Genomic DNA, 22524 nt, shown 5'->3' on the forward strand with positions numbered 1-22524 from the left:
GCCGCGCCTTGCGCGCTCCGCGCGTCGGCGGTTAGCCGATGCGTACGAGCTGCGCCTTGAAATATTCGCGGCGCTCGGCATAACTTGCCGTGCCGCGCTGCATATTGGCGATATCCGTCTCGGTCAACTCGCGCACCACTTTGGCGGGCGCGCCGAGAATCAGCGAATTGTCGGGAAACACCTTGCCTTCAGTGACGATGGCGCCCGCTCCGACCAGACAGTTGCGGCCGATTACCGCTCCATTCAAGACCACGGCCTGAATTCCGACCAGTGAACCTTCCTTGATCGTGCAGCCGTGCAGCATGACCTGGTGGCCAATCGTCACGTTCGGCTCGATCGTCAGAGGAAAACCGGGGTCGGTGTGCAGCACGGCGCTTTCCTGCACGTTGCTGCCCGCGCCGACGGTGATCGCCTCGTTGTCGCCGCGAATCGTCGCGCCGAACCAGACGCTCGCGTTTTCCTCGATCGTCACATTGCCGATGATAGTCGCCGTATCCGCGATGAACACGCTCTCGTGAATGGTCGGGGCGGCTTCGCCAAGCTTGTAAATCGTCACAATGTCTCCTCTTGATCAGTCGCTGCTGACGCTGAAATGGGGCGGGAAATGGCCCGGCAGATGACGCGTGGCCGGGGTTGCCGCGGGATGTGCCGCCTGGCCGGCGCGATCGGCGCGCCGGATGGTCGAATCGGGTATTGTAAACGGTTGTGTGGTTGGGGCTCCTGGTGTAGCGGCGGTTGGTGCGGGTTTGATCTCCTGCCTGCTATCGAGGCGCGTGCAGCGCGAGCACCGTTCTGCGAGGGGCGGGCGGGTTGCAATCGGGCGGTGGCCGCTGAGCGAATGGGCGGGTGCAAGCGTATCGCCGAACTGAGCACCGTTGCGCACTTTGCGGCGCCTGCGGCTCGCTCCTTTGCCGCGCCTGCTCCCGCTCACTCCTGTCCTACCTGAAACCCGTTCCCAGCATCGCTGCCATTACCAGCCCGCTTGCCATGACGTTCGCCGCTTCGTCCAACCTGTCTGCCGCCCCTGTCGCCGCCAACCGCAGCTCCCCCGGCTGCGCGCGAACTGCCGCGCTTGCCGCGTTGCGCGAGAGCGATCCAGTGACCAAAGCGGCGGCAGCCCGCTCGCTCTACGCCGCCGTGCTCGACGCGCAGATGACCTGTTCCGCCGACGCCGAACTCGACGAGCCGCCCAACCTGCCGGGCCGTCCTGCGCAACCGGAACTGGTCGATCCGCGTCTGTTAAAGCGGCGCGGCATGCAATCGCCCGAAGGCCGCGCGGTGCTGCTGCACGCGCTCGCGCACATCGAATTCAACGCGATCAACCTTGCGCTCGACGCCGTCTGGCGCTTTCCCGCGATGCCTGCCGCGTTCTACGCCGACTGGCTCAAAGTCGCGGCCGAAGAGGCGTATCACTTCTCGCTGCTCACCGCCCGGCTCGCGGAATACGGCCACGCATACGGCGATTTCCCAGCTCACGACGGCCTGTGGGACATGTGCGAGCGCACCCGCGGCGACGTGCTGGCGCGTATGGCGCTGGTGCCGCGCACGCTCGAAGCGCGCGGACTCGACGCCTCGCCGCCGATCCGCGCGCGACTGCAACAGGCCGGCGACCACGCGTCCGCAGCGATTCTCGACGTAATCTTGCGCGACGAGATCGGCCACGTGCTGATCGGCAACCACTGGTTTCGTCACCTATGCAACAAGGACGGCCTCGATCCGCACACGACCTACACCCGTCTCGCCGATCAGTATCACGCGCCGAAATTGCGCGGGCCGTTCAATTTCGAAGCGCGCCGTGACGCCGGTTTCGACGAGGCCGAACTGGCTGCGCTGGCCGGTCTCGATCTCCAGCAAGCGGTCCCGCCGGCCCGCAGCGACTGAAGCCGGCCGAGACCTGATTCCACGATCCGGCCCCTCGCATCGTCCGGCTATCTCGTTATAATCGAACGACCATTCTTTTTTTCGGGGCGCGCGTTCATGAACACTTCCCAATCTGACTTCATCGCCGTGCGCGGCATCCGTCTGCATGTGCGGCGTTGGGGCAATCCGGATGCGCCCGCGCTGTTCATGCTGCACGGCTGGATGGACGTCTCGGCGTCGTTCCAGTTTGTCGTCGATTCGCTCGGCGGCGACTGGCAGATCATCGCGCCGGACATGCGCGGGTTCGGTTTGTCGGACTGGCCGGTGGCCGAGCGGGGCGGCGGCAATTACTGGATGCAGGACTATCTGGCCGATCTCGACGTGCTACTTGATCACTACGCGCCGGGCGGCCAGGTGAATCTGGTCGGGCATAGCATGGGCGCGAACATCGCCTGTCTGTACGCGGGCGTGCGGCCCGAACGGGTGCGCCGGGTGGTCGATCTGGAAGGATTTGGTCTCGCCCCGGCCCACGCGGCTCAAGCGCCCAGGCGCCTGCTCACATGGCTCGACGAATTGCGCGACCCGCCGCAGTTGAAGCGCTACGCGTCGCTCGAAGCGGTCGCCGCGCGTCTGATCAAGACCAATCCGCGCCTCGCTCCGCAGCGTGCGCAGTTTCTCGCGCAGCACTGGTCGAAGCCCGACGGCGAAGGGCGCTACATGCTGCTGGCCGATCCGGCCCACAAGGTGCGTGGACCGACGCTGTATCGTCTGGACGAGGTGATGGCCGTGTGGAGCAAGGTGAGCGCGAAAGTGCTGCATGTGGAAGCCGCTAGTTCGCCGACGCTCGCGGCTATCGCAGGCGAAATTCCGTTGACCGGGTTCAAGGCGCGTTTCGAGGCGTTCCCGAACTGGCGCGAGAAGATCATCGACGAAGCAGGACATATGGTGCATCACGACCAGCCCGAGCAGATCGCAGCGCTGATCGAAGGGTTTTGCGCGTGAGTGTTCGGCCTACCGGAAACGGCGCGCTTCGCCGGACATGGACGCGAGATAGCTCTGGGGTCGCTTACTGCGTTGCAGTAAAATGAGTACAGAACCTTTTTGCGACCACGATGAACGCCGACCTGCACTGCCATTCCACTGTTTCCGACGGCCAGTTTTCTCCCGCCGACGTCGCACGCCGCGCACATGCGGGCGGCGTGACCCTTTGGGCATTGACCGATCACGATGAAGTGGGCGGCCAGCTCGAAGCGCGCCGCACTGCCGAGGAACTCGGCATGCGCTACCTGAGCGGCGTCGAAATTTCGGTGACGTGGGCTTCGCGTACGGTGCACATCGTCGGTCTGGGCATCGACCCGACCAACCCGATCCTGATCGACGGCCTCGCTCGCACACGCGACGGCCGCGCGGCGCGCGCCGAAGCGATCGGCGAGCAGCTGGCCACGCTCGGCATCCCCGGCGCCTACGAAGGCGCACTCCAATACGTGTCGAATCCCGACATGATTTCGCGTACGCATTTCGCGCGCTTCATGGTCGAAAGCGGTCACTGCAGTTCCACGCAAGATGTGTTCAACCGCTATCTCGGCGACGGCAAACCCGGTTTTATCGCGCACCGCTGGTCCAAACTGGCCGATGCGGTCGGCTGGATCCAGCAGTCGGGCGGCGAAGCGATCGTCGCGCACCCGGGCCGTTACGCATACTCGCCGGTCGAATTCGATGCATTTTTCGCCGAATTCATCGATCTCGGCGGCAAGGCGATCGAAGTCGTCACAGGCAGCCACACGCCCGATCAGTACCGCGAATACGCGGACGTCGCGCGCCGCTTCGGTTTCGAAGCGTCGCGCGGCTCCGATTTCCACGCACCCGGCGAAGGCCGCGTCGACCTCGGCACGCTGCCGCCGCTGCCTTCCGATCTCAAGCCCGTCTGGGAACGCTGGCTGTGATCGCGCGCCGTGCCACGCCGGCACGTTGCGCGCGAGAGCCGTCCGGGCACGCCGCGTGCGGTTTTTCGTCCTGCTGCACCTCTGATTTCTCGTTTCCTCGCGATCGGACTTTTCGTCCGGTCTTCCGCTCCGTTGCATATCGCAAGTATCGCAACGCGTTTCGTTGTTCCGTCGCCGTTCATCTGTAGCCATTGTTAGACATCATGTCCCAATACTTTCGGCTTCACCCTGACAACCCGCAGCCGCGCCTCGTCAAGCAGGCGGTGCAGATCATCAAGGACGGGGGCGTGGTCGCGCTGCCGACCGATTCGAGCTATGCGCTAGCCTGTCAGCTCGACGACAAGGACGCGGTGGAGCGTCTGCGGCGCATTCGCGGGCTCGACGAAAAGCAACTGCTGTCGCTGCTGGTGCGCGATCTGTCCGAACTGTCGAACTTCGCGATGGTGGATAACCGGCAATACCGGCTGATCAAATCGGTGACACCGGGGCCCTATGTGTTCGTGCTGCAGGCCACCAAGGAAGTGCCGCGGCGCCTGTCGCATCCGTCGCGCAAGACCATCGGCCTGCGGGTGCCGGATCACGCGATCACGCTGGCGATTCTCGAGGAACTGGGTCAGCCGCTGCTCGGCTCCACGCTGATCATGCCGGGCGAAACGCAACCGCTGAACGACCCCGAAGAGATTCGCGAGCGGCTGGAGAAGCAACTGGATCTGGTGATCGACGGCGGTGCCTGTGTGTGCGAACCGTCCACCGTGATCGATCTGACCGGCGCGGAGCCGGTGCTGGTGCGGGCAGGGCGCGGTTCTCTCGCGCCCTTTGGTCTCGAAGAGACGGCATGAGCGGAAGCGGACAGACGCCCGCAACCGCGTTGTTACAATAGTGAGCTATGGATTCTTCCCTTATACAAACCATTGCGGTGTACGCGCTGCCGGTGATTTTCGCGATCACGTTGCACGAAGCCGCTCATGGCTATGTCGCGCGCTGGCTGGGCGACAACACCGCTTATGTGCTCGGCCGCGTGTCGATTAATCCGATGCGGCACATCGACCCGCTCGGCACGATCGCCATTCCGCTGCTGTTGTACTTCGCGACCAGCGGCGCGTTCATGTTCGGTTACGCGAAGCCGGTGCCGGTTGCGTTCGGCAATCTTCGCAATCCGCGTTGGGGCAGCTTGTGGGTCGCTGCCGCCGGTCCTGCGTGTAATTTCATTCAGGCGCTGATCTGGGGTGTGTTCGGCGTGGCGCTTGCGGTACTCGGCGTCGAGGAACCGTTTTTCACGCGAATGGCTGCGGCAGGCGTGGGTGTGAACCTCGTGCTCGGCGTGCTGAACCTGTTTCCACTGCCGCCGCTCGACGGCGGCCGCGTGCTGATGGCGCTGTTGCCGCCGAAGCAGTCGATCGCGCTGTCGCGTCTCGAGCCATACGGCTTTTTCATCGTGATGGCGCTGGTCATGACGGGGACGCTGACGCGCTATTGGCTCAATCCGCTCGTGACGCTCGGCTACGGCGCGATTACTGCCGTGCTGACTCCTCTCGTTTCGCTTTTCTGACAATCATGTTCCCTGATCGTATCGTTTCCGGCATGCGGCCTACCGGCTCGCTGCACCTCGGCCACTATCACGGCGTGCTGAAGAACTGGGTGCGTTTGCAGTCGGAATATCCGTGTTTTTTCTGTGTGGTCGACTGGCACGCACTGACGACGCACTATGAAACGCCCGAATTGATCGAAAAGAACGTGTGGGACGTGCTGATCGACTGGCTCGCGTCGGGCATCGATCCGGCGCAGGCAACGCTGTTCATCCAGAGCAAGGTGCCTGAGCACGCGGAACTGGCGCTGCTGCTCGGCATGAGTACGCCGCTCGGCTGGCTCGAACGCGTGCCGACCTACAAGGAGCAGCAGGAAAAGCTGAAGGACAAGGACCTGTCCACGTACGGTTTTCTCGGCTATCCGGTGCTGATGGCGGCGGACATTCTGCTGTATCGCGGCTCGCTCGTGCCGGTCGGCGAAGATCAGGTGCCGCACGTCGAAATGACGCGTGAAATCGCACGCCGTTTCAACTATCTGTACGGCCGGGAACCAGGCTTCGAACAGAAAGCGAACGACGCCGCAAAGAAGCTCGGCGGCAAGCGCTCGAAGCTTTACCACGAACTGCGCAACGCCTATCAGCAGGAAGGCGACGACGAAGCGCTCGAGCAGGCGCGCGCGATGTTGCAGGAATCGCAGAGCCTGTCGATGAACGACCGCGAGCGTCTGTTCGGCTACCTCGAAGGCTCGCGCAAAATCATTCTGGTCGAGCCGCAGGCGATGCTGACGCAGGCGTCGCGCATGCCAGGCCTCGACGGCCAGAAAATGTCGAAGTCGTACGGCAATACCATCGGCCTGCGCGAAGACGCGGAAACCATCACGAAGAAGGTGCGCACCATGCCGACTGACCCGGCCCGCGTGCGCCGCACCGATCCGGGCGATCCGGACAAGTGCCCGGTCTGGCAGCTTCACCAGGTCTATACGAACGAAGCGACCCATGAATGGGTCGAGAAGGGCTGCCGCACGGCGGGCATTGGTTGCCTCGACTGCAAGCAGCCCGTGATCGAGGGCATTCTGCGCGAACAGCAGCCGATGCTTGAACGCGCGCAGAAGTACATGGACGACCCGTCGCTTTTACGCGCGATCGTCGCGGACGGCTGCGACAAGGCCCGCCGGTTCGCGATGGAAACGATGCGCGACGTCCGCGAGGCCATGGGCCTGTCGTACACCTGAGGCGGCGTCCTGTGTCCGCAATGAATACGACTGTTGCCGCCGCCATGCATGGATTGGGCGAGCCTTCGCCGTGGGTGCGCCAATGGGCGCATCTCGTCGCGGCGGGCGGCGCGGTGCTGGATGTCGCGTCGGGAGCGGGGCGGCATGCACGCTTTTTCGCGTCGCGCGGGCATCCGGTGACCGCGCTCGACCGCGACGCGGCTGCGCTCGACACGCTGCGCGACGAGCCGCTCATCGCCACGCTTGCCGCCGATCTCGAAGGCGCCGCATGGCCGCTCGCCGACGACACCCGCTTCGCCGCGGTCATCGTGACGAACTACTTGCACCGCCCGCTCTTTCCTCGGCTTTTGCGCTCGCTCGCCCCCGGCGGCGTACTGGTTTACGAGACCTTCGCGCAAGGAAACGAAAGAGTCGGCAAACCTTCCAATCCCTCGTTTTTACTCGCTCCCGGCGAGCTTCTCGACCGGGTCCGCGGCCAGCTTCGGGTGGTCGCATTTCAGGATGGTTTTCTCGCGCAGCCGCGCCCGGCCTACGTCCAGCGGATCTGCGCCATTCGGGAGGCGGAGCACCCAGACGACCCTCTACAGGCACTCCCTTTGCCTTGTTACGAGTTGGCTGGCTAATCCGCTACAATCGCGGTTTACCTGATCAAATTCATGGCGTTTCATGACTAACGGCAACCAAAGCAGCACCACTGACGGCGTTCAGATTCGCGGCAGCATTCCTGCCATCATCACCCCGATGCTCGAAGACGGCAGCCTCGATCTGCCGGCATTCCGCAAACTGATCGACTGGCATATCGACGAAGGCACGAACGCGCTGGTCGTGGTCGGCACGAGCGGCGAGTCGGCCACGCTGTCGGTCGAGGAACACGTGCTGATGGTCAAGACCGCAGTCGAGCACACAGCGGGCCGGATTCCGGTGATCGCGGGCTCGGGCGGCAATTCCACCACCGAAGCCATCGAACTCACGCAGCAGGCGAAAGACGTCGGCGCAGACGCGACGCTGCAGGTTGTGCCTTACTACAACAAGCCGACCCAGGAAGGCATCTATCGCCATTTCGCGAAGATCGCCGAAACGGTCGACCTGCCGGTCATTCTGTACAACGTGCCGGGCCGCACCGTTGCCGACATGAGCAACGAAACCATCCTGCGTTGCGCGCAGGTGCCGGGCATCGTCGGCGTGAAGGAAGCGACGGGCAACATCGACCGCGCCGCGCATCTGATCAAGTCGGCGCCAGCGCATTTCGGCATCTACAGCGGCGACGATCCCACTGCGATCGCGCTGATGCTGCTCGGCGGCCACGGCAATATCTCGGTCACCGCAAACGTCGCACCGCGCGCGATGAGCGATCTGTGCAAGGCCGCCCTTGCCGCAGACGCAAAGACCGCGCGTGAGATTCATCTGAAACTCCTGTCGCTGCATAAGAACCTGTTCATTGAATCGAACCCGATTCCGGCGAAATGGGCATTGCAGCAACTGGGTCGTGTGCAGGGCGGAATCCGCCTGCCGCTTACGCCGCTCGACGCGAAATACCACGAAGTGGTGCGCGGCGCGCTGCGCGAAGCGGGTCTGCTGGGTTAAGCGGATTCACCGCGACACATTCCAGCACTACGATAGCCTGCCACCGGCATTCCCTTAACCGACGTCGATCCAGCCCACGTTCCCGGCACACAGAACCAGGCACCGCGTTCCAGCATCACGAAGGACCTCATGAAACGTTCCGCACTTTCCCTCCACGCAACCCGCATGGCGGCGCTGGCGCTTGCCCTGACGACGCTCGCCGGCTGTGACACGCTGAACGACTGGTTTGCGTCGGATCGCGTCAACTACAAGGGCGCGGGCAGCGCTCCGCCGCTCGCTGTTCCGAACGACCTGAGCACGAGCCCGACCGACCAGCGCTACGTCGCACCGCCGGCCAATCTGGCATTGGGCGGCGCGCCCACCCGTGCCGTCACGGCCGCCGGCAATGCGACCGAAGGTCAGCCGAATGCGCAGGACCCGCTCGGCATGCACGTCGAGCGTGACGGCGATCGCCGTTGGCTGGTGGTCGACGGCCGTACGCCGGAACAACTCTGGCCGCAACTGCAGGAGTTCTGGCAGGAAAACGGCTTTGCGCTGAAAACCGATGCGCCGGCTACCGGCATCATGACGACCGACTGGGCTGAAAACCGCGCGAACATTCCGGACGACTGGTTCCGCCGCACGGTAGGCAAGGTGATCGACTTTGCGTATTCGTCGGGCACGCGAGACAGCTTCCGCACGCTGGTGTCGCGCGGCGCGGCCGGCACGACCGACATCTCCATCACGCACAGCGCGATGGAAGAAATGCTGACGGGCCAGGACAAGACGTCGTCGAAGTGGGAAGAGCGTCCGCGCGATCCGGCGCTTGAAGCCCTGTTCCTCGCCAAGCTGATGGAAAAGTTCGGTCTGACCGAAACGCAATCGAAGCAACTGCTGACGGATGCGCATCCGGCTGCCGCTCCGGCCACGATCGACCAGAGCGCGGGTACGTCGACGCTCGATCTGCAGGAGTCGTTTGACCGTGCGTGGCTGCGTGTTGGCCTCGCGCTCGACCGCACCAACTTCACGGTGGACAACCGCGATCGCGCGAAGGGCATCTATTACGTGCGCTACGCCGATTCCATGCAGGAACTGAAGAAGGAAGGCCTGTTCGGCAAGCTGTTCTACAGCGGCAATACGGCGAAGAAGCCGGGTCAGGAATTCCTCGTCAACGTGCGCTCCAAGGGCGACGCTGTGACGCAGGTGGCGGTGCTCGACGCGAACGGTCAGGTCGATAATTCGTCCGACGCGCAGCGCATCGTGTCGTTGCTTCACGCTCAACTGAACTAAGCGAGCCGTGCGGTTCGCCAGTCTCGGCAGCGGCAGTGAAGGTAATGCTTTGCTGGTGGAAGCGCAAAGCGGCGCGACCACCACGCGCGTTCTGCTCGATTGCGGGTTTTCGGGCAAAGAAGTCGAGCGGCGCCTTGCGCGGCTCGGCACGAGCGTCGAAGGTCTCGACGCTATTCTGATCACGCATGAACATAGCGACCACATTGGCAGCGCGCTGACGCTGGCGCGCAAGTGGTCGATTCCGCTTTACATGAGCTGGGGCACCGCCCGCGCGGTGGGTGCCGACGAAGCCGATGTCGATCTGCAAGTGCTGTGGGGCGACGAGGCGGTGTCGATCGGCGACCTCAGCATTCTTCCCTACACCGTCCCTCACGACGCCCGCGAACCGTTGCAATACGTGTTTTCGAATGGCGCGAGCCGGCTCGGCGTGTTGACCGACGTCGGCACGTCCACGCCACATATCAGCACAGTGTTGAGCGGGTGCGACGCGTTGGTGCTCGAGTGCAATCACGATGTGCGGATGCTGGCCGGTAGCCGTTATCCACAATCGTTGAAGGCGCGCATTGGCGGCAATCATGGGCATCTGAACAACGAAGCTGCCGCTGAAATTCTGGCTTCGCTCGATCGTTCGCGATTGCGTCATCTGGTTGCGGCGCATTTGAGTCAGCAGAACAATCTGCCGGAACTGGCGCAGGCTGCAATGGCGGGAGTGCTGGGCGCCGCGCCCACTGAGGTCGTGGTCGCATCGCAGGATGACGGATTTGCGTGGCTGAGCGTGTAGAAGTCGGCTGATCGGCGTGTCTATGCCGCGAGCGTGAGCGACATAAAAAAAGCCCATAACGAGCAATCGTTATGGGCTTTTTTCCGGCTGGCTGGCGCATTGCGCGCCATGCCGGATAAATCTTAGTTACGGTTGCCGCCGAAAATGCCGAGCAGCGCGAGCAGGTTGACGAACACGTTATACAGATCCAGATAAATCGCGAGCGTCGCGGTGATGTAATTTGTCTCGCCGCCGTTCACGACGCGCTGGACGTCGAACAGGATGTACGCCGAGAAAATCACGATCGCCATGACCGACACGGTGAGCATCAGCGCCGGCAGTTGCAGGAAGATATTCGCAACCGACGCGAGGATCAGCACGATCACGCCCATGAACAGCCACTTGGCGAGACCTGAAAAGTCGCGCTTGCTGACCGTTGCAATGGTCGCCATCGACGCGAAGATCACACCAGTGCCACCGAACGCGAGCATGATCAGCGATGGGCCGTTCGAAAAACCGAGCACGAAGCTCAGGATGCGCGACAGCATCAGGCCCATGAAGAACGTGAAGCCAAGCAGCACGAAGACGCCGGCGGAGCTGTCTTTGGTTTTCTGAATTGCGAACATGAAGCCGAAAGCGATGGCGAAGAACGCCAGCATGCTCATTGCCGGGCTGGTGGCAGCGAACAGCGAGAAGCCCGTGGCAAGGCCGACCCATGCGCCGAGTACCGTCGGAATCATCGACAGTGCGAGCAGCCAGTAGGTGTTCCGTAGCACACGGTTGCGCGTTTCGGCCGTGCTGACCGCGCCATTGCGGCCAAAGCTGTACGGATGATCGTTCATGGTTTCTCCTTACCTCAGGAAGCGTGTTGCATGACAGTGGTACAGCGACTTGTGCAGCATTTTTGTTTAGAGCTGGCCGGAATCTTTCGCCGCAAGGCGCGGGCCGTTCAAACCTAAGATTAGTGCGGAAGCAGGGAGTTTCAATACCCTGAAAATGTCTACAAGGCCTACGCTACCAGTATTTTGAAACTCGTGCTGGACACCTTTCATTATTGAAAGGGTTCAATCGCAATCATACACGGGAACATGCTACAATAGCGGATTCATTTGAATCTGTAACCTCTTAATTTTTTGGAGTTTTTATGGCGATCGAACGCACCCTGTCGATTATCAAGCCGGACGCAGTGGCCAAGAATGTGATCGGCCAGATCTACAGCCGTTTCGAAAACGCTGGTCTGAAGATCGTGGCATCGCGCATGGTTCAACTGTCGCGCGCTGACGCAGAGAAGTTCTACGCTGTGCACGCTGCACGTCCGTTCTTCAAGGACCTCGTCGAATTCATGATCTCGGGCCCGGTCGTCATTCAGGCTCTGGAAGGCGAAAACGCAATCCTGAAGCACCGCGACCTGATGGGTGCAACCGACCCGAAGAAGGCGGAAAAGGGCACGATCCGCGCTGACTTCGCTGACAGCATCGATGCAAACGCTGTTCACGGTTCGGACGCAGCAGAAACGGCAGCAGTCGAAATCGCGTTCTTCTTCCCGGAAGTGAACGTCTACTCGCGTTAAGCCGTTTTTTGCCCTGGCGGTTCGTGCAGCCGAGTCGTTTTATCGCACGAATCGCCTGGCAAAGTAGTAAGGTAAAAGCAGCAGGAATGGGCGCGAACGGCATTGCGTTCATGCAGCTTGTTGCATGAACGTAGTCTCGCACTGAAATGGCAGGATTCGATATGACGAGCAGTCCAACCGTCAACCTTCTCGACCTCGACGCCCAAGGGCTTGTCGCCTACTGCGACAGCCTGGGCGAGAAGCCGTTTCGCGCCAAGCAATTGCAGCGCTGGATTCACCAGTACAACGCTGCCGACTTCGACGGCATGACCGATCTCGCGAAGTCCTTGCGCGAAAAGCTCAAAGGGCGCGCCACGATCTCGATGCCGGGTATCGTCAGCGACAATATTTCTTCCGACGGCACACGCAAGTGGCTGGTCGACGTCGGTAACAGCAACGCGGTTGAAACCGTTTACATCCCCGAAGAAACGCGCGGTACGTTGTGCGTGTCGTCGCAGGCGGGGTGTGCGGTCAATTGCCGTTTCTGTTCCACCGGCAAGCAGGGCTTCTCCCGTAATCTCAGCACTGGCGAAATCATTGGCCAATTGCGCATGGCCGAATTTGCGCTGCGTGCGTCGCGCGGTCTGGCGGGCGGTCGCGCCAATGGCGGCGACGGCAAGGGTGAGCGTGTCGTCACGAACGTCGTGATGATGGGCATGGGCGAGCCGCTGCTCAATTACGACGCGGTCGTGCCGGCCATGCGGCTGATGCTCGACGACAACGCGTACGGCCTGTCGCGCCGGCGCGTCACGCTGTCCACATCGGGTGTCGTGCCGATGATGGATCGTCTTGGCGCAGATCTGCCGGTAGCGCTCGCCGTTTCGCTGCATGCGCCTACCGATCCGCTGCGCGACATGTTGGTGCCGCTGAACAAGAAGTATCCGTTGCGTGAATTGATGGCGGCTTGTCAGCGCTATCTCAAAGTTGCGCCACGCGATTTCATTACGTTTGAATATTGCATGCTCGACGGCGTGAACGACAGCGAAGCGCAAGCGCGCGAACTGCTGGCCGTTACACGCGACGTGCCGTGCAAATTCAATCTGATCCCGTTTAATCCGTTCCCCGAGTCGGGCCTTCTCCGCTCGAAGAACGAACAGATCAAGCGGTTTGCGCAGGTGCTGATGGACGCGGGCGTCGTCACCACAGTGCGTAAAACACGCGGCGATGATATCGACGCTGCCTGCGGTCAGTTGGCTGGTGCGGTGCAAGACCGCACACGCCTTGCTGAACGCACCGGGAAGGCAGCGAAGGTTATCGAGGTTCGCGCCGTGTAATCGCGCGGTATGGAAGGGGGCGGTCGTGATGACTTCACGGGCGCGCAAAAGCCCTTCATGCCTGCGTCGATTGAAAAGAAAGTTTGCAGAAGCGATCGGAAGCGGCACACAAGGCCGCACATTTTGTTATAAACGGTCTGCGATTCGGGCGCGAGGCTTTAGCCCGTCCGGGTTGCACGTAAAGAAGAATCGACGCGAAAGGATTTGGGATGAGTGAGCCGCAGCACCCGCAGCCGCAGGACACAGAGACACACGAAGGCCATCCGGCGCCGGTCGCGCGGGCGGTGGTGCAGCCTGTTGTGCAGCCGGGTATGGATTCGTTGGCGGCAGTTGGCGCGCGCTTGACCCAGTTGCGTGAATCGAAGGGCTGGACGATCGAAGACGTATCGGCGCGCCTGAAAGTATCGGTCGTCAAGTTGCGCGCGCTCGAGTCGGGCGACATCAGCCATTTGCCGGACACGACGTTCGCGCTCGGCGTGGTGCGCAGCTATGCGAAGATGCTTGGCGCCGATCCCGCGCCGTTCACTCAGGCGTTGCGTCGCGAGAAGGGCGTACCTGCACCGGATCTGTCGATGCCGGCGTCGTCGGGTAAAGATTTGCCGCGTGGCAAGGTGTCGTTGTCGCTCGGCGGTAGTGGTCAGAAAAGCCGTTCGTGGCTGTGGGGCGTGGCGGCGGTCGTGGTTGCTGTGATCGCGCTCGCCATGTGGCATACCAACGGCGGCGATTCGTCGGCGTGGCTGGCACGTTTGAAGGCGAGCGCAAACGGGGCGGCGGGTAGTGCAACTGCTGCATCGGGTGCGGTCGTTCAGGGGCAACCGGCAGCTTCCGACGCAGTGGTGGCTCAGGAAGGTGCATCGGCTCCGGATGCGCAGGCGGCGGAGGGCAGTCCGGCTTCGGCCGTACCGATGCCGGCGCCGCTGGGTACGGATAGCGCGCCTTCGTCGGCGCCTGCGGTGACGGCAATGACGGCGGTAGCGCCCAAGGCGGGCTCGCAGGCTGCGCCGGCACAAAGCGTGAGCGCGCCTGCCGTAGCGGCAGCAGCTTCTGCAGCGGTCACAGCGGCGCCTGACGCGGGCGAGGCAATCGTCGCGGTGCGCGTCACGCAGGATAGCTGGTTCAGCGTGCGGGATAAAAGCGGCAAGGAAGTGTTTTCCGGCCTCGTCCACGCGGGCGATACCAAAGAAGTGACGGGTACGGCGCCTTTCAAGGTCACGCTCGGCAATAAGGCCGGTCTCGAATCGTTGACACTCGACGGTCAACCGGTCGATCCGTCGAAATATTCGGCGGCCAAGGGTAACGTGGCGCGTTTCGCGCTGCCCTGACAGATATGGTATGCGCCGCGGCCTACCGGGCCGCGGCGCTTTTTCAATTCAGGCGCGACGTCTTTTGTGTGGCGCATGCGGCGTAAATGGGTTTTTCGATGCAATCCGAAGCTCAATCCCAATCCAGTAGCAAGATCGTTTCTAACGAGCCGGTGTTCGGCGGCCAGGCTGCGCGACGCAAGTCGCACGCGGTCGACGTCCGATGGGGCGGCCAGCTCGTCACCATTGGCGGCGACTCGCCAGTACGCATCCAGTCGATGACCAACACCGACACTGCGGACGCGATCGGCACCGCGATCCAGATCAAGGAGCTGGCGCAAGCCGGTTCGGAGCTGGTGCGTATCACGGTGAACACGCCGGAAGCGGCTGCTGCCGTGCCGGCTGTGCGCGAGCAACTCGACCGCATGGGCGTGTCGGTGCCGCTGGTCGGCGATTTTCATTACAACGGCCATTTGCTGTTGCGCGATTACCCGGCCTGCGCGGAATCGCTGTCGAAGTACCGGATCAATCCGGGCAACGTCGGCCACGGTGCAAAGCGCGACACGCAGTTCGCGCAGATGATCGAAGCGGCGGCGAAGTACGACAAGCCGGTGCGTATCGGCGTCAACTGGGGCAGTCTCGATCAGGACCTGCTCGCAAAGATGATGGACGAGAACGCGGCGCGTTCCACGCCGTGGGAAGCGCAAAGCGTGATGTACGAAGCGCTGATCCAGTCGGCTATCGGCTCGGCGGAACGCGCGGTCGAACTCGGCCTCGGGCGCGACAAGATCATTCTGTCGTGCAAGGTGAGCGGCGTGCAGGATCTGATCGCCGTGTACCGCGAACTCGCGCGCCGTTGCGACTTTGCGCTGCACCTCGGTTTGACCGAAGCGGGCATGGGTTCGAAGGGCATCGTGGCGTCGACGGCGGCGTTGTCCGTTCTGTTGCAACAGGGCATCGGCGACACGATCCGTATTTCGTTGACACCGGAACCGGGCGCGTCGCGTACCGGCGAAGTGATCGTCGGTCAGGAAATTCTGCAGACCATGGGCCTGCGTTCGTTCACGCCGATGGTGATCGCGTGTCCGGGTTGCGGCCGTACCACCAGCACGCTGTTCCAGGAACTCGCGTCGCAAATCCAGACCTATCTGCGCACGCAAATGCCGGTGTGGCGCGACCAGTATCCTGGCGTCGAGAAAATGCACGTCGCGGTGATGGGCTGCATCGTCAACGGTCCGGGCGAATCGAAGCAGGCGAACATCGGCATCAGCTTGCCGGGTTCGGGCGAGAACCCGGCAGCGCCGGTGTTTATCGACGGCGAGAAGGTCAAGACGCTGCGCGGCGAGAACATTGCGCAAGAATTTCAGCAAATCGTGAGTGACTATGTCGAGCGCACCTATGGTCGCGCTGACGCGCTCAACTAAACATCGGCTATCGAAAGACAGATGACTGAACAGAAGAAAAAGCTCGAAAAGCTGTCCGGCGTGAAGGGCATGAATGACATCCTTCCGCAGGAAGCCGGGCTGTGGGAATTTTTCGAAACCACCGTCAAGTCGATGCTGCGTTCGTACGGATACCAGAATATTCGTACGCCGATCGTCGAGCATACGCAGCTGTTCAAGCGCGGTATCGGCGAAGTGACCGACATCGTCGAAAAAGAGATGTACAGCTTCACCGACGCGTTGAACGGTGAAAACCTGACCATGCGCCCGGAAAACACGGCGGCCGTGGTGCGCGCGGCGATCGAGCACAACATGCTGTACGACGGCCCGAAACGCCTGTGGTACATCGGCCCGATGTTCCGTCACGAGCGTCCGCAACGCGGGCGTTATCGTCAATTCCATCAGGTTGGCGTGGAAGCGCTGGGCTTTTCGGGTCCAGACGCCGACGCTGAAATCATCATGATGTGCCAGCGGCTGTGGGACGACCTCGGCCTGATGGGTATCAAGCTGGAAATCAATTCGCTGGGTCTCGCGGAAGAGCGTGCGGCGCATCGCGTCGAACTGATCGCGTACCTCGAAAAGCACATGGACGTGCTCGACGAAGAAGCGAAGCGCCGTCTCTACACGAACCCGCTGCGCGTGCTGGATACGAAGAATCCGGCCATGCAGGAGGTCGCGCAGAACGCACCGAAGCTCATCGATTTTCTCGGCGACGTGTCGCGTGCGCACTTCGAAGGTTTGCAGCGCATCCTGAAGTCGAACAACATTCCGTTCACGATCAATCCGCGTCTTGTGCGCGGTCTCGATTATTACAATCTGACCGTGTTCGAATGGGTGACGGACAAGCTCGGCGCACAGGGCACCGTCGCTGCGGGCGGCCGTTATGATCCGCTGATCGAACAGCTCGGCGGTAAGGCAACGGCAGCCTGTGGCTGGGCAATGGGCGTCGAACGTATTCTCGAATTGCTGAAGGAAGAGCAACTCGTGCCGGAAGCCGAAGGCTGTGACGTGTACGTGGTCCATCAGGGCGACGCGGCGCGCGAGCAGGCTTTCATCATCGCCGAACGTCTGCGCGATACGGGTCTCGACGTGATCCTGCATTGCAGCGCCGACGGCCAGGCCGCCAGCTTCAAGTCGCAGATGAAACGCGCTGACGCAAGCGGTGCGGCATTTGCGGTGGTGCTCGGCGAAGACGAAATCGCCAACGGCACGGTGGGCGTGAAGCCGTTGCGCGATACAAATTCTAACGGTGGTAAAAGCGAGCAACATAACGTGCCCGCTGAAGACTTGACCGAATTTCTAATCAATGCGATGGTTGCAACCGCCGAAGACGGCGACGACTGATCGCGATGTCGTCGGGCCGGTTGGCTCGACCTGCACATATAGCAAGAAAGAGGAAATCGCCGGGCAATGAGTTACCACGACGAACAAGAATCGATTGAAGGTCTGAAGGCATGGTGGGCGCAGTGGGGCAATGCAACCACGTGGATCGTGCTGGTGGCATTGGTTGCAGCAGCCGGCTGGAACGGCTGGAATTTCTGGCAGCGGCGTCAGGCGGCAGAAGCCGCTGTGCTGTATGACCAGGTGCAGCAGGCCGTGGCATCGGGTGACAAAGCGAAAGTCACGCGCGTCGCCACCGACATGGAAGACAGGTTCAGCCGCACCGCCTACGCGCAGATGACCGCGCTGAGCGCCGCCAAGGCGCTGTACGGCGCGGGCGACGAAGCAGGTGCGAAGGCCCAGTTGCAATGGACGATCGATCACGCGAAGGACGACGAGTTCAAGCAGATCGCCAAATTGCGCATGGCCTCGCTGCTGCTCGACGACAAGGCTTACGACCAGGGTCTCGCATTGCTCGCCGAACCGCAATCCGACGCGTTCAAGGGCATCGTGGCGAATGCCCGTGGCGACCTGCTTGCCGCCCAGGGCAAGCGCGACGACGCACGCGGTGCTTACAAGCTCGCGCTCGATTCGCTGTCGAAAAACGATAGCTCGGCACGTCAGCTGATTCAGTTCAAACTCGACGCGCTGGGCGGCTAATCGTGACTTGCAATGCGTCGCATGCAGTGCTGCGTGCGACGTTTCGCGCAACGATCAACCGGTCTCTTTTAACTAATTCCTGAATGCTTCGTCCACCGATGAATCTGCTGAAACGTTACGCTGTGCCCGTTATCTGTGCGATGACCGTCCTTACCATGGCGGCTTGCTCATCCACGAAAGACGAGCGCCGCGAGCCAACGCCGCTCACCGAGTTCAAACCCGTGCTCGACGTGCAGCAATCGTGGACGGCGAGTATCGGCAAGTCGGGTCGTTATCTGTTCTCGCCGGTTGCGGTCGGCAACGCGGTGTACGCAGCGGGCGCAAACGGCTCGGTTGCGAAGATCGACGCACAAACCGGTAAAGACATCTGGCGCGTCAAGCTGCGCGACGACCTGTCGGCAGGCGTCGGCAGCGATGGCACGCTCACCGCGGTCGGCGGCCTGAAGGGCGATGTCTACGTGCTCGGCGCGGACGGCAAGCAGCTCTGGACCGCAAAGGCGCCGGGCGAAATCATTTCGCCGCCGCTGGTCGGCAACGGCCTGGTGGTCGTGCGTACCGTCGACGGCCAGATCGTCGCGTTCAATGCACAAACGGGCGAGCAGAAGTGGAACTACCGTAACCGCGCGGTGCCGCTCAATCTGCGTGTGTCGTCGGGCATGACGTTCGCGGGCGATGCCGCTGTGCTGGCCGGCTTCCCGGGCGGCGCGTTTGCCGCGATCAACCTGCAAACGGGCGACAGCTACTGGCAGACCCCGGTGTCGTATCCGAAGGGCGTGACAGAAGTGGAGCGCATCAACGACGTGACCGGTCCGCCTACGCTGGTCGGTTCGCAAACCTGCGCGGTGACGTTCCAGGGCCAGATTGGCTGTTTCGATGCCAATTCGGGTCGTGCGTTGTGGGAAAAGGCGTTTTCGAGTTCGAGTGGTCTGGCGCAGGACGACCGCGTTGCCGTGGCGGCTGACGACTGGTCGGTCGTGTCGGCATTCGACGTGAACACCGGTTCGCAATTGTGGAAAAACGACAAGCTGAAGAACCGCGCACTCGGCGTGCCGTTCCTGTTGGGCCGTGCGGCTGTTCTCGGTGACTACCAGGGCTTCGTGCACTTCTTGTCGGCTGAAGATGGCGCGCTGGTCGCACGCATGAAGACCGATGGCAGCGCGATCACGTCAGCTCCGGTACTGGCCGGTGACACGCTCGTCGTGCAAACGAGCGACGGTGGTCTGTACGGTTTCCGCCCGCGCTAATCGCGCAGGTTGATCGTTGTCAGGCGCGCAGGCCGGCTTCGCCGGCCGCGCGCGTTTTTGCTGGTTTTAGTTTTGAGTCGAGTTTTTGTAGAGCTTCCTTAGTTACGCAGAGCAAAGAGTAGAGAAATTCCGCCGGACTGGCTGGTCCGGCAAGTCGGATCAGGGACGGCCCACGTGGCCACCGGTGGCTGCTTGCGGCGCCACCGTCGGCGGCACGCAGAAAATCTGCAATCGAACTGGCCTGCAAGCCGTCGAGCAAGAAAGACTGAATCTGGCGGCCCTCAGGCGCCGCCCATACAGCCAAACCCCCGTCCGCCCGGTTGCGCATATTGACAGCACATCCGGGGCCGGTCGAATTCGTGATAATTTTCGTCAAACGCTGCCGTGTAGCGGCCGCATGGCGTCGCTACGCGGGCGGTCGATTTCGATCCCGCGTTTCACCGTGAACAACATCTGATGAAACCCGTTATTGCCCTTGTTGGGCGCCCCAATGTGGGGAAATCCACGCTATTCAACCGTCTCACACGTTCGCGTGATGCGCTGGTTGCCGACTTGCCCGGTCTCACGCGCGATCGCCACTACGGCGAAGGACGCGCTGGCGACAGGCCGTATCTGGTCGTCGACACCGGTGGTTTCGAGCCGGTCGCCAAAGAAGGCATCCTGCACGAGATGGCGCGTCAAACCCGCCAGGCGGTCGAGGAATCCGACATCGTCGTGTTCATCGTCGACGGTCGCAATGGGCTCGCGCCGCAAGATAAGACCATCGCCGATTATCTGCGCAAGGTCGGCCGGCCGATTTTCCTGGTCGTCAACAAGGCGGAGGGCATGAAGTACTCGAATGTCGCCGCCGACTTCTACGAACTTGGTCTCGGCGACCCGCGCGCAATTTCGGCAGCGCACGGCGACGGCGTCACGGAAATGATCAACGAGGCGCTCGGTGTTGCCTACGCCGGTCAGCCGGAAGAGAGCGACGACGAGAAAGAAGCGCGTGGCGTGAAGATCGCGATCGTCGGTCGTCCGAACGTTGGTAAGTCGACGCTGATTAATGCGCTGGTCGGCGAAGAACGCGTGATCGCGTTCGACATGCCAGGCACTACGCGCGATTCGATCTACGTCGACTTCGAGCGTCAAGGCAAACCGTACACGTTGATCGATACGGCTGGTTTGCGCCGTCGCGGCAAGGTGTTCGAAGCGATCGAGAAGTTTTCGGTGGTGAAGACGCTGCAGTCGATCTCCGACGCGAACGTCGTGATCCTGCTGCTCGACGCGCGTCAGGACATTTCGGAACAGGACGCGCACATTGCCGGTTTCGTCGTGGAACAAGGGCGCGCGCTGGTCGTTGGCGTGAACAAATGGGACGGTCTTGATTCGCATGTGCGCGACCGCACCAAAGCCGACCTCGAGCGCAAACTAAAATTTCTGGACTTTGCCAAATTCCATTTCATTTCCGCACAGGAAAAGAGCGGGATTGGGCCGCTGATGCGCTCGGTCGACGACGCGTACGCAGCGGCAATGGCCAAGCTGCCGACGCCGAAGCTGACGCGCGCATTGATCGACGCTGTTGAATTCCAGCAGCCGCGCCGACGTGGTCCGGTGCGCCCGAAACTGCGTTATGCCCACCAGGGTGGACAGAATCCGCCGGTCATCGTGATTCACGGCAACGCACTTGATGCAATCACCGAAACGTATAAACGCTACCTCGAAAACCGCTTCCGGGAAACTTTCAAGCTGGTTGGGACTCCATTGCGCATAGAGTTCAGATCATCGACGAACCCTTACGCGGATAAAGGCTGAAACCCGCGTGTGTGCTGGGTTTGGCCGCTTAGGCCATGCCCTCGCGCAAAAACGAAAATCGGCTATAGTGTAGCGGTTGATGGCGGATCTCTTTTTCCTTCGTCGTCAATTTAGTCAACCTGCAAAAAAATACGGAGTTTGCTATGAGCAACAAAGGGCAATTGTTACAAGACCCGTTTTTGAACGCACTGCGTAAAGAGCATGTGCCGGTGTCGATCTACCTGGTCAACGGCATCAAGCTTCAAGGGAACATCGAATCGTTCGACCAGTACGTCGTGTTGCTCCGGAATACGGTCACCCAGATGGTCTACAAGCACGCAATCTCGACAGTCGTGCCAGCCCGTCCGGTGAATTTCCACCCGGATTCTGAACAGTCCTAACCCCTGTCGCGGCCGGCGTAGCGTCGCCCGTTGGCGATTACTCCCGGCCGCCTTATCTTGATACCCTCCAATTTGATCAATGCAGCGCTTGTCGGCATCGACTTCGGTAAGATCGATTTCGAAGCCAGTCTCGAAGAACTCAGCCTGCTCGCGCAAAGCGCGGGTGCCAATCCGTTAGTTACCCTCACCGGACGCCGGTCCAGCCCCGACGCGAAGATGTTCGTCGGCAGCGGCAAGGCCGAAGAATTGCGTCTTGCGTGTGAGGCGAACGACATCGAACTCGTCATTTTCAATCACGCTCTGGCACCTGCGCAGCAGCGCAATCTGGAGCAGGCGCTTAATCGCCGTGTGATTGATCGCACCAGTCTCATCCTCGATATTTTTGCGCAACGCGCCCGCAGCCATGAAGGCAAGCTGCAGGTGGAGCTCGCGCAGTTGCAGTATCTGTCGACCCGGCTGATTCGTGCGTGGACTCACCTCGAGCGTCAGAAGGGCGGTATCGGTTTGCGCGGTCCTGGTGAAACGCAGCTCGAAACCGACCGCCGCCTGATCGGCGAGCGCATCAAGGCGCTCAAGACGCGGCTTGAGAAGCTGCGTCGTCAGCATGGCACGCAGCGTCGCGCGCGCAGCCGGAATCAGACGATGTCGGTGTCGCTGGTCGGCTATACGAACGCGGGCAAATCCACGCTGTTCAATGCACTCACTAAAGCTCAGGCGTATGCCGCCGACCAACTGTTCGCGACGCTCGACACAACGTCGCGCCGCGTGTATCTCGGCGACGAAGCGGGGCAGGTGGTGGTGTCCGATACGGTCGGGTTCATCCGCGAGTTGCCTCACCAGCTGGTCGCGGCATTCCGTGCCACGCTCGAAGAAACCATTCACGCCGATCTGCTGCTGCATGTGGTCGACGCATCGAGCGCAGTGCGCCTCGATCAGATCGATCAGGTGAACGAGGTGTTGCACGCTATCGGCGCGGACACGATCCGGCAGGTGCTGGTATTCAACAAGATCGACGCGGTGCCCGAGTTGGCGGCCCGTGGGGACGCGGTTGAGCGGGATGAGTATGGTAATATTTCGCGCGTCTTTTTGAGCGCGCGCACCGGGCAAGGGCTGGATACATTGCGCGCTGCCATCGCTGAAATCGCTACTGCCGAACCTCTTGGCGACGTGCTGATCGAGCCGTCGGAAGAAAACGGAACGGCAGCACCGCACGACGACCGCAAGGTCCCAGAACTCGGGCACTGACCCGTCCCAATTGCACTGACCC

The 22524-nt window shown here is 61.7% G+C and carries 22 protein-coding genes; 20 read left to right on the forward strand and 2 right to left on the reverse strand.

Translation table 11 applies throughout. The features are described from left to right. Nucleotides 1-31 precede the first annotated feature (31 nt). A complete protein-coding gene (locus ABH945_RS04640; protein WP_074764380.1) occupies nt 32-556 on the reverse strand; it encodes a gamma carbonic anhydrase family protein in 525 nt (174 codons plus the stop codon). Nucleotides 557-987: 431 nt separating this feature from the next. Here ABH945_RS04640 and ABH945_RS04645 point away from each other — a divergent pair, with 431 nt between their 5' ends. The 10 genes from ABH945_RS04645 (at nt 988) to ABH945_RS04690 (ending at nt 10194) form a co-directional block, all read left to right on the forward strand. Then, nucleotides 988-1881 (forward strand): ferritin-like domain-containing protein, encoded by an 894-nt coding sequence (locus ABH945_RS04645; RefSeq protein ID WP_429249859.1) that lies wholly within the window; start codon nt 988-990, stop codon nt 1879-1881. A gap of 96 nt (nt 1882-1977) precedes the next feature. Next, nucleotides 1978-2862 carry an alpha/beta fold hydrolase gene (locus tag ABH945_RS04650; protein WP_429249860.1) on the forward strand — a complete coding sequence of 295 codons (885 nt, stop codon included), beginning with the start codon at nt 1978-1980 and terminating at the stop codon, nt 2860-2862. A gap of 110 nt (nt 2863-2972) precedes the next feature. Further along, on the forward strand, nt 2973-3803 hold the full coding sequence (locus ABH945_RS04655; protein ID WP_074764374.1) for a 3',5'-nucleoside bisphosphate phosphatase: 831 nt from the start codon (nt 2973-2975) through the stop codon (nt 3801-3803). Nucleotides 3804-4006: 203 nt separating this feature from the next. After that, nucleotides 4007-4642 (forward strand): L-threonylcarbamoyladenylate synthase, encoded by a 636-nt coding sequence (locus ABH945_RS04660; protein ID WP_074764372.1) that lies wholly within the window; start codon nt 4007-4009, stop codon nt 4640-4642. A gap of 47 nt (nt 4643-4689) precedes the next feature. Further along, on the forward strand, nt 4690-5352 hold the full coding sequence (locus ABH945_RS04665) for a site-2 protease family protein (RefSeq protein WP_074764370.1): 663 nt from the start codon (nt 4690-4692) through the stop codon (nt 5350-5352). Nucleotides 5353-5357: 5 nt separating this feature from the next. Continuing rightward, complete coding sequence (locus tag ABH945_RS04670) at nt 5358-6560, forward strand: tryptophan--tRNA ligase (protein WP_074764368.1); 1203 nt, start codon at nt 5358-5360, stop codon at nt 6558-6560. A 20-nt stretch (nt 6561-6580) separates the two neighbouring features. After that, nucleotides 6581-7183 carry a class I SAM-dependent methyltransferase gene (locus tag ABH945_RS04675; protein ID WP_429249861.1) on the forward strand — a complete coding sequence of 201 codons (603 nt, stop codon included), beginning with the start codon at nt 6581-6583 and terminating at the stop codon, nt 7181-7183. Nucleotides 7184-7226: 43 nt separating this feature from the next. Further along, complete coding sequence (gene dapA / locus ABH945_RS04680) at nt 7227-8144, forward strand: 4-hydroxy-tetrahydrodipicolinate synthase (RefSeq protein WP_074764364.1); 918 nt, start codon at nt 7227-7229, stop codon at nt 8142-8144. A gap of 129 nt (nt 8145-8273) precedes the next feature. Next, nucleotides 8274-9413: an outer membrane protein assembly factor BamC gene (bamC, locus tag ABH945_RS04685; protein ID WP_429249862.1), complete on the forward strand. Its 1140-nt coding sequence runs from the start codon at nt 8274-8276 to the stop codon at nt 9411-9413. 7 nt (nt 9414-9420) lie between these two features. Then, nucleotides 9421-10194: an MBL fold metallo-hydrolase gene (locus tag ABH945_RS04690; RefSeq protein WP_429249863.1), complete on the forward strand. Its 774-nt coding sequence runs from the start codon at nt 9421-9423 to the stop codon at nt 10192-10194. A 122-nt stretch (nt 10195-10316) separates the two neighbouring features. Here the strand turns inward: ABH945_RS04690 and ABH945_RS04695 are convergent, their stop codons facing one another. Beyond that, entirely contained in the window at nt 10317-11015 is a 699-nt protein-coding gene (locus ABH945_RS04695) for a Bax inhibitor-1/YccA family protein (protein WP_074764357.1), read from the reverse strand. 302 nt (nt 11016-11317) lie between these two features. On the opposite strand from ABH945_RS04695, the gene ndk reads away from it, so the two are divergent. The 10 genes from ndk to hflX all read left to right on the forward strand — a co-directional run bounded on the left by ndk (nt 11318) and on the right by hflX (nt 22502). Next, the gene (ndk, locus tag ABH945_RS04700) at nt 11318-11743 is read left to right on the forward strand and encodes a nucleoside-diphosphate kinase (RefSeq protein ID WP_074764355.1); all 426 of its coding nucleotides are present in this window, start codon (nt 11318-11320) and stop codon (nt 11741-11743) included. Nucleotides 11744-11904: 161 nt separating this feature from the next. Then, nucleotides 11905-13056: a 23S rRNA (adenine(2503)-C(2))-methyltransferase RlmN gene (gene rlmN, locus ABH945_RS04705; RefSeq protein ID WP_074766462.1), complete on the forward strand. Its 1152-nt coding sequence runs from the start codon at nt 11905-11907 to the stop codon at nt 13054-13056. Nucleotides 13057-13265: 209 nt separating this feature from the next. Continuing rightward, a complete protein-coding gene (locus tag ABH945_RS04710) occupies nt 13266-14378 on the forward strand; it encodes a helix-turn-helix domain-containing protein (RefSeq protein ID WP_429249864.1) in 1113 nt (370 codons plus the stop codon). An 86-nt stretch (nt 14379-14464) separates the two neighbouring features. Further along, on the forward strand, nt 14465-15781 hold the full coding sequence (ispG, locus tag ABH945_RS04715; protein WP_074764351.1) for a flavodoxin-dependent (E)-4-hydroxy-3-methylbut-2-enyl-diphosphate synthase: 1317 nt from the start codon (nt 14465-14467) through the stop codon (nt 15779-15781). A gap of 21 nt (nt 15782-15802) precedes the next feature. Beyond that, nucleotides 15803-17143 (forward strand): histidine--tRNA ligase, encoded by a 1341-nt coding sequence (gene hisS / locus ABH945_RS04720; RefSeq protein WP_074764349.1) that lies wholly within the window; start codon nt 15803-15805, stop codon nt 17141-17143. Between the two features lie 66 nt (nt 17144-17209). Next, nucleotides 17210-17839: a YfgM family protein gene (locus ABH945_RS04725; protein WP_429249865.1), complete on the forward strand. Its 630-nt coding sequence runs from the start codon at nt 17210-17212 to the stop codon at nt 17837-17839. A 98-nt stretch (nt 17840-17937) separates the two neighbouring features. Continuing rightward, nucleotides 17938-19083, forward strand: a complete 1146-nt coding sequence (gene bamB / locus ABH945_RS04730; RefSeq protein WP_074766460.1) for an outer membrane protein assembly factor BamB — start codon at nt 17938-17940, stop codon at nt 19081-19083. Nucleotides 19084-19539: 456 nt separating this feature from the next. After that, complete coding sequence (gene der, locus ABH945_RS04735) at nt 19540-20877, forward strand: ribosome biogenesis GTPase Der (RefSeq protein ID WP_074764344.1); 1338 nt, start codon at nt 19540-19542, stop codon at nt 20875-20877. A gap of 143 nt (nt 20878-21020) precedes the next feature. Continuing rightward, nucleotides 21021-21257, forward strand: a complete 237-nt coding sequence (gene hfq, locus ABH945_RS04740) for an RNA chaperone Hfq (RefSeq protein WP_006051315.1) — start codon at nt 21021-21023, stop codon at nt 21255-21257. Between the two features lie 30 nt (nt 21258-21287). Continuing rightward, nucleotides 21288-22502, forward strand: a complete 1215-nt coding sequence (gene hflX, locus ABH945_RS04745) for a GTPase HflX (protein WP_074764342.1) — start codon at nt 21288-21290, stop codon at nt 22500-22502. Nucleotides 22503-22524: the final 22 nt, after the last annotated feature.

The organism is Paraburkholderia sp. GAS333, assembly GCF_050435665.1.
In the GTDB taxonomy this organism is placed as follows: Bacteria; Pseudomonadota; Gammaproteobacteria; order Burkholderiales; family Burkholderiaceae; genus Paraburkholderia; species Paraburkholderia fungorum_A.

Excerpts from the sequence above, each read along its gene's own strand:
- ABH945_RS04660 (WP_074764372.1), top strand. The coding sequence starts at position 4,007 with ATGTCCCAATACTTTCGGCTTCACCCTGACAACCCGCAGCCGCGCCTC.
- ABH945_RS04710 (WP_429249864.1), top strand. The coding sequence starts at position 13,266 with ATGAGTGAGCCGCAGCACCCGCAGCCGCAGGACACAGAGACACACGAA.
- ABH945_RS04695 (WP_074764357.1), bottom strand. The coding sequence starts at position 11,015 with ATGAACGATCATCCGTACAGCTTTGGCCGCAATGGCGCGGTCAGCACG.
- ABH945_RS04655 (WP_074764374.1), top strand. The coding sequence starts at position 2,973 with ATGAACGCCGACCTGCACTGCCATTCCACTGTTTCCGACGGCCAGTTT.
- ABH945_RS04670 (WP_074764368.1), top strand. The coding sequence starts at position 5,358 with ATGTTCCCTGATCGTATCGTTTCCGGCATGCGGCCTACCGGCTCGCTG.
- rlmN (WP_074766462.1), top strand. The coding sequence starts at position 11,905 with ATGACGAGCAGTCCAACCGTCAACCTTCTCGACCTCGACGCCCAAGGG.
- ABH945_RS04725 (WP_429249865.1), top strand. The coding sequence starts at position 17,210 with ATGAGTTACCACGACGAACAAGAATCGATTGAAGGTCTGAAGGCATGG.
- ABH945_RS04650 (WP_429249860.1), top strand. The coding sequence starts at position 1,978 with ATGAACACTTCCCAATCTGACTTCATCGCCGTGCGCGGCATCCGTCTG.
- ispG (WP_074764351.1), top strand. The coding sequence starts at position 14,465 with ATGGGTTTTTCGATGCAATCCGAAGCTCAATCCCAATCCAGTAGCAAG.
- bamB (WP_074766460.1), top strand. The coding sequence starts at position 17,938 with ATGAATCTGCTGAAACGTTACGCTGTGCCCGTTATCTGTGCGATGACC.
- hfq (WP_006051315.1), top strand. The coding sequence starts at position 21,021 with ATGAGCAACAAAGGGCAATTGTTACAAGACCCGTTTTTGAACGCACTG.
- hisS (WP_074764349.1), top strand. The coding sequence starts at position 15,803 with ATGACTGAACAGAAGAAAAAGCTCGAAAAGCTGTCCGGCGTGAAGGGC.
- dapA (WP_074764364.1), top strand. The coding sequence starts at position 7,227 with ATGACTAACGGCAACCAAAGCAGCACCACTGACGGCGTTCAGATTCGC.
- ABH945_RS04675 (WP_429249861.1), top strand. The coding sequence starts at position 6,581 with ATGAATACGACTGTTGCCGCCGCCATGCATGGATTGGGCGAGCCTTCG.
- ABH945_RS04665 (WP_074764370.1), top strand. The coding sequence starts at position 4,690 with ATGGATTCTTCCCTTATACAAACCATTGCGGTGTACGCGCTGCCGGTG.
- der (WP_074764344.1), top strand. The coding sequence starts at position 19,540 with ATGAAACCCGTTATTGCCCTTGTTGGGCGCCCCAATGTGGGGAAATCC.
- ndk (WP_074764355.1), top strand. The coding sequence starts at position 11,318 with ATGGCGATCGAACGCACCCTGTCGATTATCAAGCCGGACGCAGTGGCC.
- ABH945_RS04645 (WP_429249859.1), top strand. The coding sequence starts at position 988 with ATGACGTTCGCCGCTTCGTCCAACCTGTCTGCCGCCCCTGTCGCCGCC.
- bamC (WP_429249862.1), top strand. The coding sequence starts at position 8,274 with ATGAAACGTTCCGCACTTTCCCTCCACGCAACCCGCATGGCGGCGCTG.